Source organism: Paracoccus binzhouensis (assembly GCF_016446475.1).
GTDB lineage: Bacteria > Pseudomonadota > Alphaproteobacteria > Rhodobacterales > Rhodobacteraceae > Paracoccus > Paracoccus binzhouensis.
On record NZ_JAEHFP010000001.1, the window covers coordinates 72101 to 88011 of the forward strand.

General features: G+C 68.6%; 19 protein-coding genes. 2 read left to right on the forward strand and 17 right to left on the reverse strand.

The window, feature by feature from the left end; all coding sequences use genetic code 11:
- Nucleotides 1–10: 10 nt before the first annotated feature.
- The 14 genes from I9P22_RS00335 to I9P22_RS00395 all read right to left on the reverse strand — a co-directional run bounded on the left by I9P22_RS00335 (nucleotide 11) and on the right by I9P22_RS00395 (nucleotide 13827).
- A complete protein-coding gene (locus I9P22_RS00335) occupies nucleotides 11–1933 on the reverse strand; it encodes a DUF2793 domain-containing protein (RefSeq protein WP_199257448.1) in 1923 nt (640 codons plus the stop codon).
- An 11-nt stretch (nucleotides 1934–1944) separates the two neighbouring features.
- A complete protein-coding gene (locus I9P22_RS00340) occupies nucleotides 1945–5943 on the reverse strand; it encodes a baseplate multidomain protein megatron (protein WP_199257449.1) in 3999 nt (1332 codons plus the stop codon).
- Between the two features lie 9 nt (nucleotides 5944–5952).
- A complete protein-coding gene (locus I9P22_RS00345) occupies nucleotides 5953–6399 on the reverse strand; it encodes an NlpC/P60 family protein (protein WP_199257450.1) in 447 nt (148 codons plus the stop codon).
- Entirely contained in the window at nucleotides 6396–7280 is an 885-nt protein-coding gene (locus I9P22_RS00350; protein WP_199257451.1) for a DUF2163 domain-containing protein, read from the reverse strand. Before I9P22_RS00350 ends, I9P22_RS00345 begins: the two co-directional genes overlap by 4 nt.
- Nucleotides 7277–7486, reverse strand: a complete 210-nt coding sequence (locus tag I9P22_RS00355; RefSeq protein ID WP_041375644.1) for a hypothetical protein — start codon at nucleotides 7484–7486, stop codon at nucleotides 7277–7279. The genes I9P22_RS00350 and I9P22_RS00355 overlap by 4 nt, the downstream gene beginning before the upstream one ends.
- On the reverse strand, nucleotides 7483–8127 hold the full coding sequence (locus I9P22_RS00360; protein ID WP_199257452.1) for a lysozyme: 645 nt from the start codon (nucleotides 8125–8127) through the stop codon (nucleotides 7483–7485). Before I9P22_RS00360 ends, I9P22_RS00355 begins: the two co-directional genes overlap by 4 nt.
- A gap of 5 nt (nucleotides 8128–8132) precedes the next feature.
- Complete coding sequence (locus I9P22_RS24770; protein ID WP_269846609.1) at nucleotides 8133–8264, reverse strand: hypothetical protein; 132 nt, start codon at nucleotides 8262–8264, stop codon at nucleotides 8133–8135.
- Entirely contained in the window at nucleotides 8257–8607 is a 351-nt protein-coding gene (locus I9P22_RS00365; protein WP_058248933.1) for a hypothetical protein, read from the reverse strand. The genes I9P22_RS24770 and I9P22_RS00365 overlap by 8 nt, the downstream gene beginning before the upstream one ends.
- Nucleotides 8604–9230, reverse strand: coding sequence for a DUF2460 domain-containing protein (locus I9P22_RS00370; protein ID WP_147427897.1), 627 nt, complete (start codon nucleotides 9228–9230; stop codon nucleotides 8604–8606). The genes I9P22_RS00365 and I9P22_RS00370 overlap by 4 nt, the downstream gene beginning before the upstream one ends.
- A gap of 3 nt (nucleotides 9231–9233) precedes the next feature.
- Nucleotides 9234–11669, reverse strand: coding sequence for a phage tail tape measure C-terminal domain-containing protein (locus I9P22_RS00375; RefSeq protein ID WP_199257453.1), 2436 nt, complete (start codon nucleotides 11667–11669; stop codon nucleotides 9234–9236).
- Entirely contained in the window at nucleotides 11662–11790 is a 129-nt protein-coding gene (locus tag I9P22_RS24775) for a DUF7697 family protein (protein ID WP_269846610.1), read from the reverse strand. The genes I9P22_RS00375 and I9P22_RS24775 overlap by 8 nt, the downstream gene beginning before the upstream one ends.
- Before the next feature lie 98 nt (nucleotides 11791–11888).
- Complete coding sequence (locus I9P22_RS00385) at nucleotides 11889–12326, reverse strand: hypothetical protein (protein ID WP_199257454.1); 438 nt, start codon at nucleotides 12324–12326, stop codon at nucleotides 11889–11891.
- A gap of 2 nt (nucleotides 12327–12328) precedes the next feature.
- A complete protein-coding gene (locus I9P22_RS00390; RefSeq protein ID WP_199257455.1) occupies nucleotides 12329–13267 on the reverse strand; it encodes a phage tail tube protein in 939 nt (312 codons plus the stop codon).
- Between the two features lie 140 nt (nucleotides 13268–13407).
- A complete protein-coding gene (locus I9P22_RS00395) occupies nucleotides 13408–13827 on the reverse strand; it encodes an acyl-CoA transferase (RefSeq protein WP_199257456.1) in 420 nt (139 codons plus the stop codon).
- Nucleotides 13828–13901: 74 nt separating this feature from the next.
- Between I9P22_RS00395 and I9P22_RS00400 the strand changes: the two genes are divergently transcribed.
- Both I9P22_RS00400 and I9P22_RS00405 read left to right on the forward strand, forming a co-directional pair.
- Nucleotides 13902–14255: a type II toxin-antitoxin system RelE/ParE family toxin gene (locus I9P22_RS00400; RefSeq protein WP_199257457.1), complete on the forward strand. Its 354-nt coding sequence runs from the start codon at nucleotides 13902–13904 to the stop codon at nucleotides 14253–14255.
- A gap of 5 nt (nucleotides 14256–14260) precedes the next feature.
- Nucleotides 14261–14632, forward strand: a complete 372-nt coding sequence (locus tag I9P22_RS00405) for a helix-turn-helix domain-containing protein (RefSeq protein WP_233253104.1) — start codon at nucleotides 14261–14263, stop codon at nucleotides 14630–14632.
- On the opposite strand, the gene I9P22_RS00410 is transcribed toward I9P22_RS00405, so the two are convergent.
- From I9P22_RS00410 to I9P22_RS00420, 3 genes are read right to left on the reverse strand one after another with little or no spacing between them, the layout of a single operon-like run.
- Nucleotides 14633–15259, reverse strand: a complete 627-nt coding sequence (locus tag I9P22_RS00410; RefSeq protein ID WP_199257566.1) for a DUF6441 family protein — start codon at nucleotides 15257–15259, stop codon at nucleotides 14633–14635.
- Between the two features lie 5 nt (nucleotides 15260–15264).
- The gene (locus tag I9P22_RS00415; protein ID WP_199257459.1) at nucleotides 15265–15576 is read right to left on the reverse strand and encodes a head-tail joining protein; all 312 of its coding nucleotides are present in this window, start codon (nucleotides 15574–15576) and stop codon (nucleotides 15265–15267) included.
- Nucleotides 15576–15911 (reverse strand): DUF2190 family protein, encoded by a 336-nt coding sequence (locus I9P22_RS00420; RefSeq protein WP_062563543.1) that lies wholly within the window; start codon nucleotides 15909–15911, stop codon nucleotides 15576–15578. The genes I9P22_RS00415 and I9P22_RS00420 overlap by 1 nt, the downstream gene beginning before the upstream one ends.

Sequence of the window (15911 nt, forward strand, 5' to 3'; positions counted from 1 at the left end):
CGGTTGTGGCTCAAAAATCCGTCTCCAGATAGGCCCCAGCACAGTCGTAGGCGACGGCAACGGCCGTGGCGCCTGTGTTCAGGAACAGCCGCGGCGACAGGAATTGCGCGGCGGCTGGCAGGTCGGCGGTGATCTCCTGCTCGAACACCGCGCCTGAGACCTCGTCGACCACCCGCACCCAGACAGAGCTTCCGTTCGGCGGCGCGGCGATGAAGAGCGTCAGCACCCCACCCGTCGCGATGGCGAAACTCGCCCCCATGTCGGTCAGCGTCGGCGCGCCGGTGCCATCGTTCGTGACCAGTTGCCAGCGTGTGTGGGTGCCGCGCTGGAAGCCGATGCCGATGCAATTGATGGCTGCGGCGAGCGTCAGGGTGGTGGCCAGCGCTGCGGTCGATCCGTAGAGGCCGAAGAACCCCATCCCGGTCGCCTGCAGTGTCGTCAGCGAAATCCGCGTCACGAAGGTCCAGCCGCCGAGGCCCACCGCGTTCCCGCGCCAGCATGCCCAGCCTGCGGATCGCTGGTCGGCCACCGAGTCCACAACCGCTGCTGAGGTCAGACGCCAGCGGCGCATGCTGGCGGCCAGGTTCGTGGCGGCCAGCGTCGGATGCGAGACGGTGCCGACCGAGGTGATCGGTAGGCCTTCTGTCGTGATCGTGGTGCTGACCGACGGCGACCAGTTGGCGATGCGGTTCACCCCGAAATGCGGCTGGAGCGGAAAGTCCCGGCCCGAGGGGCGCATCACATCAATCCACGGCGCCCCGGCGCGGTTGCGCGCATAGACCGAGGCCTTCCCTGCGGGCGGCGGGGTCGGCGCGGCGCTGAGGCCCGGCAGGACCGTCGGCTGCGGCAGTTCTACCTGGCCGCTGGTTCGGTCGATGCGGATGGCGTCGAAAAAGGTAGATCCGTCAGGGCTGACCTTGAAACTGAAGTCGTCGTTGCCGAGCAACCCGATCAGCGCGCGGACGGAGAAGCCGGTCTTGAAGGCGAAGGCCGCATCATTGCCGGCGGCCGCCTTGTTCACAGTCGCTTCTATACCGGCGCCTGCGTTGTTCAGCAGCACCGCAGGCGTGTTCACCGAAATCCGGTTGTAACTGTCTGCCGTGGCCCCACCGAGGCCGAGAAGCTGCGCGGTCAGGTTCGCTTGGGGCATTCCGACCTGCGTCACCGCATTGGCGAAGGTGACCGTGGGCGTGTTCACCACCGTCGTGCCCCCCGCCCCAGCGGTGGCAGAGCCGATGTTCACGACGGTGGTCGATCCTGACGCGCCGCCGGTGCCGATGTTCACGGTTTTGGTCACGCCCGTCGTCGTGGCCCCTGTGCCCATCCCGTAGGTGGCGGTCGTCGTGGCCGTGCCGATCGAGGCGCTGGCCGCAGACACCGTCACGGTTCCGGATGCTGTTAGTGTCCCCGAAAACGTCTTGTTACCGGTGAAAGTTTGCGTCCCCGCGAGGATCGCCAGTTCGGACGAGGTGTTCGGCAGCGTGAAGCTGCGCGTGGTGGCCGTGCTGATCCCCGCCAGCGAGAAGGTGGCCTTCTTTGTCGGGTCCGCATCGTTCACCAAGCTGAACACGGCATCCGAAACATCGCGCGGCTCGCCCACCACCTCCCAGGCGCTGCCGGTCCAGACGAGGAAGAGGCCCTCGGCCGCGACCCAGACCAGCCAGCCGGTGCGCGGCACGAGGCGGATCCATGCGCCATCGACCCAGAAGGCGATGTTCAGATCCCATCCCGCCCAGAGGCCCGTTGCGCCGGAGGCCACAATGTGCCGGTTGCCGTCCGCGGGGCTGGCCGGGGGCGTGGTGCGCGTGCGGTCGAGGACCGAGAGCTGCACCATGGCATCGAGCAGGCGCAGGGCCTCGTTGTGGGTGACATGCTTCTGCGCTTGGGCTGCCAGAAGGTAGGGCAGGCCCAGATGGGTCGTGGTGTCGCACATGGGAAATTCCGTCAGAACTGGAGGGTCACGGACGCGGGCGTGCCGCGGCCGAGGCGGTTCGAGAGCTGGAAGATGCGGATCGCCAGCGTCTGGCCGGGCCCCAGCGGCGCGCCCCAATCGGCGGTCTGCTGGGCGGCAGTGTAGAGGACGGAGGTCGTGCTGCTGGTCAGCGTGCGCTTGACGGTCGTCCCGTCGAGGATCTGCACATCATAACTTTCCAGGTCCTCGGCCAGTGGTACCTCGACCTGTTCCCAGGCATCGGCCACGAGCGCGCGGGAGCGGCGCGTCCAGCGGATGGTCAGATCGCCGGGGCTGCGGGTCGTTCGCCATGGCTGCTCGACATGGACCGGGGCGAAGGGGACAAGACCGCGTCCGGTCGGGGTGAAGCCCAGCGCGGCATAGCTGTCATCCGTGACAGAACGCGCGGCCGGGCCCACACGCCAGTTCCACGGCAGTCCGAGGTCGCCTTCGGCGATGGGCAGTGAGACCAGCGCAGCATCCAGCACGACCACCCGTGCCCCTGCGGGGGCGGGGTTGCCCCTGGCAATTTCCGTCCCGCGCTGGCCGCGCAGGAGGCGGGTCAGGCGATAGCGGCCGAGGGCGATCAGTTCGACCGCGCCCGCTTGGACAATCTCCCATTGGCCAGCGGCGCTCTCGACTGCCAGCGCATTGGCCCCACCGAACAGGGCGACGTCCGTCACGCTTTCCAGCGTGCCCGACAGCAGATCGACCACCAGTGCGTTGCCGAGATCAAAGCGTGAGGTCGGCCCTGGAAAGAGGTCGAAGGCCAGCGTACCGATCCGCGCGCGACTGCCGAAGGTGGTCAGGAGGTTGAACCCGTCGGTGGACGCGCTGCGGAACACGGCGATCTCGCCCGGCCATGGGCTGGCATGGGCGCCGATCAGGGGCCGATGCGCGGCCACGTCTTCGCTGATCTGCGGCAGGTCAAGCATCACCACTTCCGGCGTCCCGAAGACGAGGGGGCTGGCCAGCGAGGCCGGGCGCGGATTGCCGGGCGGCAGGTCGTAGGCTGCGCGGTCCTGGCGCACGGCCTCGATCCCGCGCGCTTCGGCGTCGGCGACAGACACCAGGCGGAACTCGACCTCGCGACCGTCATGCGCCAGCCGGATCACGTCGGCTGGATCGAGAGCGAGCCGCGAGGGCGGCAGGCGGAAGGTGGCGCTTTCCCTGCCGATCCAGGCCTCCATCAGCGCACGGCGGCAGCGGCGTTCGGCCTCTTCTGGCGGGATCGCCATCGGGAAACTTTCCGAGGAGATGCGGGTGGTGTCGACTGTGATCCTCCGCGCTTCTACCAGCGCGGCATCATAGTCCTCATCCGCCCGCGCAACCTGCCACTTCAGCGCTTGGGGCAGTTCGGTCTCCTGCGCGCGAACCAGTTCCAGCGCCTCGCCTTCACGGCTTGCGACCAGATCGTCGACGGACAGCGTGGCGAGCGATGCCCGGCCGCGCCTGACGAAGCGGATCACGCCCTCGGTCTCAATGGCGTCGAATCCGAAATGCCGTGCCAAGGTGGAAATCGACGCGCGGGGGCTTTCCAGCGCGCCGATCACATAGCCCTCGACCGCGCCCCAGAGACCGGAAACGTCGATGAGGTCTTCCGCCAGTCCCGCGCGCAGGCAGAGGTGGCGCACGAGGGCCGCCAGTGACACCGCGCCCAAGCGTCCGGTCAGCCAGTGGCCAAGCCGCCAGTTCGGGCCGTCCGTCCAGACACCGGTCAGTTCGGGGAAGAACGGATAGGGTCGCGCGTCCCAGGTCCAGGCGGCGCATTCTGGGACATGCACCATCCGGCCGCCGTAGACGGACGACGTCGGGTTGTTCGCCCCTTGGCCCCACCAGAGATAGCTGGCCTCGAGATAGGCGCGCTGGATCGCGTCGTCGCGCCAGCCGCGGGAGAAATACGGGGTGAAGCTCTCCGACGACTTCGGGTCGAAGAAGACATTCGGCTGGTTCGTGCCCCGGTCGATGGCAGGGCAGCCGAGTTCGGTGAACCAGATCGGCTTGGACTGCGGCACCCATGCCGTGGGCGTGCCGCTCTCGACACCTGCTGGCCGGTTGAAATGCGGGTTCGACCACCAGGCCCGCAGATCCTTGTAGCGGAAGACCCATGGCTTGCCTGCAGCGCCATCCGTGATCGGCGTGCGGATCTGGGCCGACCTGTCGGCGGCGGATGCATAGAACCAGTCGAAGCCCTCGCCCCCTGCGATGTTCGCCTGCAGGTAGCCGCGATCATGGATGGCGGGCCAGCCTTGAAGGGCATCTACATGCTCGAAGCCGTCGCGCCAGTCGGAGAGCGGCATGTAGTTGTCGATCCCGATGAAGTCGATGTTGGCATCGGACCAGAGCGGGTCGAGGTGGAAGAACACGTCCCCTGTTCCATCGCCCGGCTGATGCCCGAAATACTCGGACCAGTCCGAGGCGTAGCCCACCTTGGTGACCGGGCCGAGGACCCACTTCACGTCTGCCGCCAGTGCCTTGAAGGCCGTCACGGCGGGATAGGCGCTGGCGCTCGACCGGATCGTCGTCAGTCCGCGCATCTCGGTGCCGATCAGGAAGGCATCGACCCCGCCCGCGACGGCGCAGAGATGGGCGTTGTGAAGGATCATCCGGCGCAGGCCCCAATCGCCGGAGGGACCGGTCCAGCTGACGCTGTCGCCCGATACTGCGAACTGCGCTGGGGTCGCCGCGCCGAAGAAGGCCGAGACCTGCGTTGCGGCGGCGGCGGTCTTGTCCGCGGTCCCGGTGTAGCCTGCCGCCGGGGAACAGGTGATCCGCCCGCGCCAGGGGAAGCTGGGCTGGCTCGGCGTGGCGGCGTTGTTGGAATAGGGGTTCGGCAGCGTGTTGCCGGGCGGCACGTCCATCAGCAGGAACGGATAGAACGTCACCCTCAGCCCGCGCGCCTTCATCTCGCGGATCGCCTGCACCACCGCGAAATCCGCAGGCGTGCCGCCATAGACCGGCCGGTCTTCGGCATCGCGGCTGACGAGATGGGCAGCCGAGCGGGAAACCCCGTTGACCGTCCAGACCTTGGGGCTGGTGACCTTTGTCGCCACCTCGACGCCGGGCTTGATCGTGCAATTCCCGGCGCGCAGGTCATCGCCGAACCAGGCAACGACCAGGCTGACGCTTTCGACGGCCGGGGCCATGGCCTGCAGCCGATCAAGCGCCACGACGATGTCGGCCTCGTCGGGCAACGCATTCAGGTTCTCGGCCGAGGTCGTGCCGCCGGTCGTCTGGCCGAAGACCGTCATCGTGGCGCCGACGGTCTTGCGGATGGCCTCCGTCGCATAGGTGAACTCGCCCGAGGCGGGGATCATGGTCACCGCCTTCACCAGCCCCTCGGCGGTGTCGGGATCCGCGAGTGGCCGGAATACCTCGAATGACAGTTGCGGCAGGCGGTTGCCATAGGTGGAAAGCGGCAGTTCATCGAAGACAACGTAGGCCGTGCCGCGATAGGCGGGCGTGTTGGCCGACCCCATCTTCGCCGATATGAACGGATCAGCCCCCTGGGTCTCGTTCCCCGGATACCAGCGCCAAGTGATCCCCGTCATGTCGAGCGGCTTGCCGTCGGCCCAGATCCGGCCGATGCCGGTGATCGGGCCTTCACACAGGGCGACTGCGAAGCTGGCGTAGTACAGATACTCAGTCGTCTGGACCCTTCCGCTGCCCCCGCCCTTGCCGCCTCCCTGTGTCGTGGTCTTCGTCTCCTCGCGGAAATCCGTGGCCCAGATGATGTTGCCGCCGATCCGCATCCGGCCGTAGAGGCGCGGGATGATTGCGCCTTCCGTGGCGGACGTGATCCGCAGGGAATCCAGCCGTTGCCCTTCGATCTTCTGCGCCGGGGCCAGCGAGGACACGATCCAGCTGTCCACCACCGACCCGATGGTCGAGCCGATGAAGCCACCGATGGCAGCGCCAGAGAAGCCGAGGATCGCGCCACCGAAGGCCCCGCCGATGGCGGAACCGACAGCACCGAGGACAAGCGTCGCCATGGAAAAATCTCAGTGTGCGGGGAACAGGAAGGCGAAAGCGATGCGGCGTCGCCATGTCGGTGTCAGCGATTCCTCGATGACCCCGAGGCGCTCGTAGGCGTGCAGGAAGGTGTCGGGGCCGGTGAGGATTCCGACATGCTTGGCGATGCTGCGCGGCATCATCCGGAACAGGATCAACGCGCCGGGTGGCGCATCTGCGGGTGCGATCTCCGGCATCATCGCCCGTGCGCCCTCCGCCAGAACTTCGCGCGGCCCGGTCTCGCCCCAGTCCCGGCTGTAGGGCGGGATCAGGAACGGCTCGGGCCCGACCACCTCGCGCCAGATGCCACGCGCGAGGCCGAGGCAATCGCAGCCGACCCCGCGCAGGCTGGCCTGGTCGTGATAGGGTGTGCCGAGCCAGGACCGCGCGACAGCAATGACGCGGGCGGGATCGGCCGTCGAGACGGGCGCGGTCACAGAACCGCCCCCTCGTGGCCGCCGTCCTTGGTGGCGTAGCGCAGCACGGCATCTTGGCCTGGGATGTGCGGGAAGCCCCGGAAGTTCGCGATATTGGCGAACTTCGCGCTGCAGGTCGCCATCCGCTTGTCGCAGCCCGCCCGGGCCACAAAAGCATCCGTCGCCGTGATCGGACACACCGGGGCTTCGAGCAGGGTCAGGATGGCGATGCCATCGACCAAATCATGCGACAGCACCTCGACGCGCCGCCCGGCGTTCGCACCGGTCGACCATTCGACCAGCCCGAAGGCGAACCAGCCCGCCGCGAAACTACCGAGGCCGGATGCCGTGAAAGACCGATCGCGCAGCACATCGATCACTGCGCCTGTCCCCTTGAAGGCCGGGGCGTCAAGGTTCACGCCGCAGCGCGCATCGCCCAGCGCGGCATCGCAGCTCCCCTGAAACGTCCGCCCGACCGTCTGCCCGAGCACATGGGCGAGCGAGCGGATCTCGGCCACGAAGGCCAGCCGCCCGCGCCGGATCTGCCCGATGGCCCCGCGCCGCATCAGAACACGCTGTGCGGTGTCGGCCCAGTTCACCCGCCAGACCTCCACCGCCGCGTTGTCCCAGCGGCCGTCGAGAATGTCGGTCTCGGTGATGCGGTCGGAGGTCAGCACGCCTTCCGCGTCCTGCGCATCGACCGACAGGTCCGAGCCCGAGCGCACCTCGGAGGCGGTCAGTCCGCTTTCCGGTTCGAACTCCGTGCCGTCGAAGCTCAGCGTGCGGTCGTGGTCGGTGAAGCCGAAGGTGACGCCGTCAGCCCGGGCGATCCGCCAGCACCAGCCGAGCGTCGTCGTGCCCTCATCGAGATGGGCCTGCAGCGCGGGCGAGAGGGATTTCACTTCCGCCCCCAGCCGCGAAGCAACGCCAGAGAGGCCAGTGCGGACGAGACGACACCGCCGCCAGCGCCGGTCAGCGCGTAGATGTTGAAGGGCCTCAAGTCGAAGGTGCCGGTCGCCAGATCGAAATCCGCCAGCCCGGCCATCGCCAGACCAGAGGCCGCCAGACAGGCAAGGTAGATCAGCCCACGCGCAAGGTTCCAGTTCATGATGTTGCCTTTCCTTTGAAGTGGTCCAACAGCCTCCGCCACCACGGCGGAGCGACAACGGATTGCGTCGGCACCGACGCAGTCGACGGCCGAAGTAGCGCCAGCGCCTCGCCCTCGGTCAGACGCCGGATCGGTTTCGAGAAATCGACCCGGCCGTTGCGGTCGACCGACCAGACGGGGATCGTTCCGGCGGGATAGCGGCCCGTGGCGAAGAGATCGCGTTCTGCCTCGCGGCGCGGGCGGATCGCGGCGGGTTTGAGCCAACCCATGAAGGCTGTTGCCGCAGCTGCCCGGTCGCCCGCGTTCAGGTGCCGGGTCAGCGCCGCCTTGGCGATGCCGCCCGTGTTGTAGTGAAACGAGACCAGCGCATCGAATTCGTGCGGTTCGAGCGGCACCTTCACGGCACGCAGGACGGCGGCCTCGTAGCGCGTGAGATCGGCGCGGAATACCCGGAACGCCTCGCGGATCCCGGCATCGAGATCAACGGGCATGCCGCGCGGCATTGTGGCGGGATCGGGCAGACCGGCTGCGGCCGTGTGGCCGATGCCGGAGGTCCAGACCTGTTTCACATCCGTGTAGGGTCCGGGCACGATGCCTTCGTGCCGGACGAGGGCCAGCAGCCCCCGGTCAGTCATCTGCATGGAAATCACCCCAGAAGCGAGAGGATCAGGATCAGCGCGGCGATGGCGATGCCGACGCCCAGCCGGTGGCGGAAGGCCTGGCCGGGATCGGACGGGTCGCAGCGCAGGGAGCGCGCGAGGCGGAGAAGGTCATGCATCGCCATCGCCTTTCCCGGCATGGCGCAGACGGGCGAGCAGCACCTCGATGAAGGCGGGACCGAAGACGCCGACCAGATAGGCCGCCGATCCGGCCGCGCCCCCGGCCGGGATCGCCTCGGGCGGCAGGCCGAGCCAACGGGTGATGATCGCCATCGACAGGCTGCCCATCCCGGCCGCGATCAGACCGCCAAGCAGGATGTGGCGTAGCGCATCGCGCAGCCGCATCTTCGTCGTCAGCGCATTGGTCGCCCCCCCGAGCGCGCCCCAGGCGGCGAGGATCACCGCCGTGGAGGCGAGCAGTTCCTTCAGCGCTGCCGCCAGAAATCCGGTTTCGTCGTTCATCGTCGGATCTCCAGAAGCGGGATGGAGGTGATCGAGCCCAGCCGCTCGAGGTCGAGCGTCACGTCGAGCACGTCGGTGTCGAAGCGGACCGGGACATCGAACTCGAAGCCTGCGGTGACCGCGACGCCAGCGCTCGGCGGGGTGGTGAAGGTGATGACGCCGGTCGTGGTATCGACGGACCAGCCAGACGCCTGCGGTGCGCCATTCAGGGCGATGGTGACCGAGCCCGCGACCGGCTTGGTGATGGTCCGCACCCACGACTGGCTGCCCGAGGCGTATCGCTTCACCAGCTGGAAGGCGGTCGTCGCGCCATTGCCGGTGCCGATCGCCTGGTCGGTCGGCGAAGGCGTGCCCGAGGGAAGGCAGGATTTGTGATCGCCCCAGTCCTTGAACCGGAAGCCATGGAGGCGACCGTTCCGCGTCTCGAAGAAGGCAACCACGGCGGCTAGATCGTCGGCCCGGCGGATACCGTAGGCCACGTCGTAGCGACGGCGCGAATTGGCCCAGCTGGCGTTGCGCTCTTCGTCGCCCGAGGCAAGTTCGACGATCTGGGTGCGCCGTTCGGGCCCGCCGCGCGCGCCTCGGCTGATGTTGTCCGGGAACCGGACCTCATGGAACGCCATGGGTTACATCCCCCGGCGCCCGAGCGAGACCGCCCGGGCGATGTCCGCCGCGACCTGCGTGCGGGATTGCCGGAAGCTCTCGGCGTCGCGGGCCATGATGGTGACGTTGATCCCGCCGCCAGCACCGTAGCTCTGCGCCTCGCGGCGCGAGAGCACCCGCTCGCTCCGTTGCAGGATCGCGGGCACCTCGTCGTGCCGAAGACCGACAGCGCCGCCCGAATGCATCCGGGGCGCGGCGGCGAAGGCCATGGCCGGGACCATGCGCGAGGGGCCCGACGTGCCGACCATGCCGCCCGCGTGCAGGATATTGGCGAAGATCCCGCCCGCGCCGCCAAGCGCGCCCGAGAGCGCGTTGGCGATGGGACCGAGGATGAAGCGCCGCGCCGCGAGCTTCGCCAGATCGGCGATGAGCGAGGTCACCAGATCGCGGAATTTCAGCTTGCCGGTCTTCACGAACTCACCGACCGCGTCCTCGGCCGACTGGAAGGCGCTGACGAGGCTCTGGCCGATATCGCCACCGATCTCCCGCGCCCGGCTGGCATAGTCCGAGAGGGCCGCCGTCACCGCCTGCCATCCGGTCAGCGCACGCTTGGCTCCTTCGCCAGCGGCGGTTCCCGCATCGCGGGCAGCACCTCCGGCACCATTGGCAGCGGCAGTGGTGTCGTCGAGCCCGGCCGCGAGTGCATCGGCGGAGGTCGCGGCGTCCGTCAGCGCGGTTTCAGCCTCCGTGCCGGACCCGGTCACGGCATCCTTCAGCGCCTGCCAGGCAGCAAGCGGCCGGGTCGCGGCATCGGTCAGCATGCCCGCAGCCTCGCGATAGGCATCTGCCCGGGCGCGCGCGTCATCCGCCATGGCGCCGAGCCCGAGATCGGGCGGGGTGATATAGGTTCGGGCGAGCGCGGCGGAAAACGCATCGGCTGCTGCGGTACCCGCCGCCGTTGCCGCGCCCTCGAATGGGTTGTCGATCCGGCTCAGGTCGACCGGATCGAGCGTGCCGATCCGCACCCCGCCTTCGCCGGTCGCCCATTCGGGCAGCAGGGCCAGTGCGGCGTTTAATGTCTCGATGAAGCCGTTGATGCGGGTGACGACGCCGTTCAGCATCGCCTCCACCCCGCCGATCAGACCGTTCGCCGCCTGGTAGGCGAAATCGCCGATGGCCCCCGGCAGGCTGCCCCAGATCGCCACCGCGCCATCATAGGCCCCCTGGAAAATCGCGACTGTGCGGTCCCCGAAGCCGACGACACCCGCAATGGTGCCGTCTAGCGCCGAGAGTGCGGCGGCCTTCAACCCCTCCCATCCGGCCGCCATGCGGGCCAGTGCGGCGTCGAGCGCGAGCCCGATGCGCGACCAGACCTCGGAGGCCAAATCGGAGAGCAGCCGGAAGGCTTCGCCGACCCCGCCCACGCGGGCGACGAGCTGGGAAAGCTGATAGATCAGCTCGCCCACGCCAACGATCAGCGCGCCGATGCCTGTGCGGATCAGCGCCCCGCGCAAGACGACCAGCGCGGTGGCGAACCCACGGACCGACAGGGCGGCGGCGGCCAGCCCGGCGACCCAGCGGCCCGCGAGGAAGGTCGCGAAGCTCACGGCGTAGGTCGTCAGGCGGCCGATATTGTCGAAGAGCCCGCGAATGGCGATGCCGAGCGGCCCTGTGCGGCTGGCGATGGCCGCCATGGCGTTGGCGACCGCCTCGAGCGCCGGCGCCGCGGCGACGGCCAGCTGGTTCGACAGCCCGCGCCAGATCAGCCCGAGGCGCGAGATCGCGTCGTTCGTGCGCTCGATCTGGTCGGCATCCTGCTCGGAGACGACAACACCGAAGGCGAGCACGTCCTCGGTCGCCTGTCGCAGCGTCGCGGTATCGATGCGCGACATTGCGATGGAGCCTTCCTCGCCGAAGAGCTGTCCCGCGACGGCGGCGCGCTCGGCCGCGGGCACGAAGTTCTCGATGGCGGCGTTGATCGCACCCACACGCTGGTCCAGCGGCAGCGCGATCAGGTCGTTGGCGGAAAGGCCCAACCGAGCCAGCGCGTCAGCGGCGGGACCTGTCCCGGCGGCCGCCTGGCTGAGACGGCGCGTCAGATCCTTGGTGGCCTGCTCGATGCCGGACATCGAGACGCCAGCCAATTCGCCCGCGCGCTCCAACGTCTGGATCGAGGCGACGGTCGTGCCAAGCGATTGTGCGAGCTTGGCCTGCGCATCGACGGTCTGCAGGCCCGAGCGGATCATCGCCACGCCAGCGGCGGCGGCCGCTGCAACGGCGGCTGCTGCGGCCACGCGCACCCGGCGCGAGAAGGCCGCGAGCCGGGCGTTCGCAGCGTCCATCTCCCGGCTGAGCCGTCCGAAGCCTCGGGCACCGGCTTCGCCGACGCCTTCCAGTTCGGCGCGCACCTGCCGGCCGCCGACCGCCGCAAGGCGGACGCTGACGCGTTTTTCAGCCATTGGGACGTTCCATCTGTTCGTTGAGTTTGGCGACCATCACCGCTTCGATGACGGGCAGCAGTTCGGCCATGGCGAGCGACGGGACCCCGAGCGCGTCACCGAGCGCCAGCGCCGCCGTCATGTCCCAGCCGATCACTGCGCCGGGCAGAACCCGGAGTTGGCCGCCGAGGCGGCCGACCAGGTCCCAGACCTGCCAACCCTCCGGAGTTTCCGGACGGTTCAGCCGCGCCGGGCAGTCTTCGCAGGCCGTTTGGCAGGCGTCGCAATATCGGTCGCCCCCGCCGAAGGACCATTCGGCGAGAGCGCGGAGGCGTTTTTTTCCTGCTCCAGCAGCAGGCCCTTGGAGACGTAGGTCAGCTGGAAGGCCTCGAAGATCGGCCAGACGTCAAGCAGCGCGTCGATGGCCTCGGGGCTGGGGTCGATCGGCTTGCCGTCCGCCTCGCCGATGCCCTCCCAGGCGAGCACCGCGCGGCGGGCCAGCGCCTTGGCGAAGGCCACTGCGCGTTCCTCGTCGGACGCCTCGTTCGGCACCGCCTCGACGGCGGAATCGCTGCGCGTCGCCACCATCAGCGCGGTGGTCAGCGGGCGCAGTTGCACGCGCACACCGGGAGCGAGATCGTGCCAGCGCGGGGCGTTGGTCAGGTCGAGCGTCAGCATTCTCAGTACACCTCGATGTCGTTGATCAGGGTTGCGGTGCACATCCGCCCGACCACGCTGTCGCGCGCGGCCTGCCAGTCGAAGGTCGCCTGCACGCCCTGCGGTCCCGAAATCTCGATCCGGGGGCGCGGCAGGTAGACGGCGTGCACGGTGAAGGTGAAGCTCTCGCCGGACGGCAGGACGTAGGCGAATTCCATCTCGCAGGCCTCGCCGTTAATCGCCTGCGTCACCAGCGTCTGGTCGGCGAAGCGCACCTCGATCCGGCCGGTCAGCGCGGCGATGGAGGGGTCCGCGCCGTCGATACGGCCGTCCGACCGGATGGTCTCGATCCGGTCGAGGTTGTTGGCATAGGTGATGTCGGCCGAGACCACGTTGCCGAGGGCCGAGCCGTTCCGCGTGATCGACCCGTTGAAGTGGCCGAACCGCTTCAACTCCAGCGCAGCCGGAGTTCCGGCGCTGGTCGTCGTTCCCACCGTCTCGCCCTGTGCCACCAGCCGCGCGGTGGCCGTAAGCAGCCCCGAGCGCTGCATTTGCCAGGTGATCTGGTCGAGCACGCAGCCGGAATACATCGCGTAGCGTGGCACCTCCGGCATGCCGGTCTCGATGGAGAGGCTCGGTAGGGTCCAGGCGCCGGACTGGAACTCGTGCGTCCAAGGGCCAGTGCCGGTCGTCGTCGGCGCGCCGAAAGCTGCCTTCAGCCAGAACCCGAAGGCCTCGGCATCGAGCGGCACGACGACATCGCCGTCGGCCGTCACCGCGTCCTTGATCGGCGCCAGCGGATCGCGGCCGTAGCCGAGAAGCTCGGAGTTCAAGAGCGGCTGCTCGGCGCCGAGCGACGTGCTGGCGAAAGGCATGCGGGTGAAGCCGCCAGCGGGCGGCGTGCCAAACGTGGTCTCGAACGCAAGCGCCATCTGCGCCCGCGCCCCTTGGGCTCGTGCCATGTCTCAACTCCTGTTGTCGATTGAATCAGCCGAGCGGGTCGGCCGTGGAATAGTGCAGCACCACCGGGAGTGAGGCGAATCAGACGACAGTCCAGTGGACTGTCGTCCCGCCGAACGCGGCCTTCAGGCTGGCCGCAGGTTCACCCAAGCGGGTCGTCAGTTGAGTAATGCAAGACGATCGAGATCACCGCCGCCTTCAGGCTGGCCGCGCCCTCGACCGGCAGATCGACGGGCCGCGGTGCTTCCGCCTCGACCCAGTCGCAGAGCCCGCCCAGCGTCCGGTCGGCGGCGAGCGCCGTGCCGATGCTGGCGGTCAGCGTGTCGAAGGCGGCATCACTGGCGGCGCCCTGAACGACCGCCTCGACTTCGGCGCGGTGTTGGTAGTGGTAGCGCAAGGGCGACAGTGTGACTTCCGGCTCCCCCGGCTCGCCGTCGCGCAGGATCAGCAAGCCCTCGGCCGGGACGCGCTCGGGCAGCACGTCCCCCCGCAGCGCGGTGGCGGGCAACGCCGAAAGCCGCGCGTGCAGCGCGGTGAGGATGGTTTCTCGGGGAGTGGGCATGTGGGGTGCGCTTCGGACCGTTATTGCAAAATTAGTGCTTCGAGGCTATATAGCTTCCAAGACATGAGGACCGTATGCCGTGGACCGTTTCGTTTTCAGAGGAGTTCGAGCCGGAGTTCGACGAACTTTCGCCCGAGGTGCAGGATGCAATCCTCGCCCGCGCCCTTCTTCTGGAGCGCGAGGGGCCATCGCTCGGTCGCCCGCATGCCGACACCCTGACCGGGTCGAAACATGCGAACATGAAGGAGTTGCGATGCAACGCCGCTGATGGCGTGTGGCGCGTCGCTTTTGCATTCGATCCCGACCGGCAGGCGATCCTGCTCGTCGGCGGGGACAAGTCAGGTGGCAGCGAGAAGCGCTTCTACAAGCAGCTGATCGCGCGGGCCGATGAGCGGTTCGACCGCCATCTCTTGAGCCGGAAAGGATGAGGACCATGGCACGGACCCTGAAGGACAAGCTGGCCGCACTCGAACCGGCCCGTTGCGCGGGCGTCGAGGCCGAGGCCGACCGCCTCCACACCGAATATCTGACGCTTCAGGAGCTTAGGAAGGCCAAGGATCTGACGCAGGTCCAACTGGCCCAAACCCTCGGCATTCAGCAGGCGACGGTCGCGAAATACGAGCGCCAGAGCGATCTGCTGCTCTCGACGCTTTCAAGCTATGTGCAGGCCATGGGGGGCAGCCTGAAGCTCATGGTCGAGTTTCCCGGCAAGGCGCCGGTGGCGCTCGAGGGTCTTGGTGAGATCGAGGAACCCCGCCGCCGCCGTTCGGCACGCGGCAATGAACAGGCCGCCGCGCGTGCCTGACTATCTCGCTTCCACCCAGTTCGCCACGATCAGCCCTGGCACACCATCCAACGCCCGGTCCGCGTCCCGTGCGAGATCCAGCCGCTTCGGCAGCTTGACCTGCGGCACCAGCAGGAAGATCGGCGCGGTGACCTTGCCGCGGCCGGTCTTCGAGCGGGATACCACCGCCTGGCCCTTCGTGTTCAGCCGTCCCTCCGCGACCAGCAGGCTCGGACCCGTCCGGCGATAGATGAACCGCAGGCGCAGCCCGCGACGGCGTTCCCATTCGCCGGGCGTGATCCGGCCGCCGCGGAGGGACTTGCCCGCCGCAGGCAGCGGGATCGCCAGCCAGAACCCGTTCTTGGAGCGGATCAGCGGTCCGGTGTCATGTGCGCCCACGATGACCGGGGCCTTCGACCAGACCAGCGCTGCGGCGTCCAGGCTTTCGCCCGACCTAGGGAAGTTCTGGCTCCGGATCGAGTTGGCGAGCCGTGTGCCGAGCCCCGCGCCGGTGATCTGCAGCCTCCACGCGGTCTTCAGCCCGTTCCCGGCCTCGCGCATGGCGGCGGTGACGGCGCGCTCCCCGGCCGCCACCTCCGCCGCCATCATCGCGACGATGTCGGGATCGATGTCGAGCTTCAGTTTCATGGCCATCACGCGGGCCTCAGATCGACGGTCCAGACCAGCCGCTCGCGGTCACGGACCGGCTCGCCCTGAATGAGGAAGGCGTCGCCGTCGATCTCGATCCTGTCGCCGGGGCGCGGGTTCGCCACCTCGGCGACGCGCAGGTCGATCCGCGTGGTCTCGGACCAGAGCCGGGCATCCCCGAAGTCGGAGACGACATCCGCGCGCCTGGCGACGGCACGCACCAGCACGGGCGCGCCGCCGTCGGCGATGTAGACCGCATCCCGGCCGATGTTCGGATCGGCGAAGAGCGCGCTGAGCGCGGCGGCGAAGGCGCTCATCAGAACGTCGCGTTCAGGCGCACCCGGCCGATGGTGTCGCCGGCGCCGCTCGCCACCGCCTCGACGGCCGCGCCGATGAGGGTGTTGTCGGTCGCGACGGTCGTGGTGCGCTTGTTGGTGTCGTCCCAATAGACCTTGGCGCCAACCGTCCACGCCTGGGAGCCGACCTTGGTGATGTCGAACACGCCGACGAGCGCGGTCTCGACGGGCTCGCCAATGGCGGCGGCACCCGCGGCGATGCCGAAGATGGAGCCGACGAGCAGGCCATCGCCGGAGGCGACGGCATAGGGCGCGGTCAGGGTGATGGTGTTGCCGGGCTGGACGTAGGTTTTCAT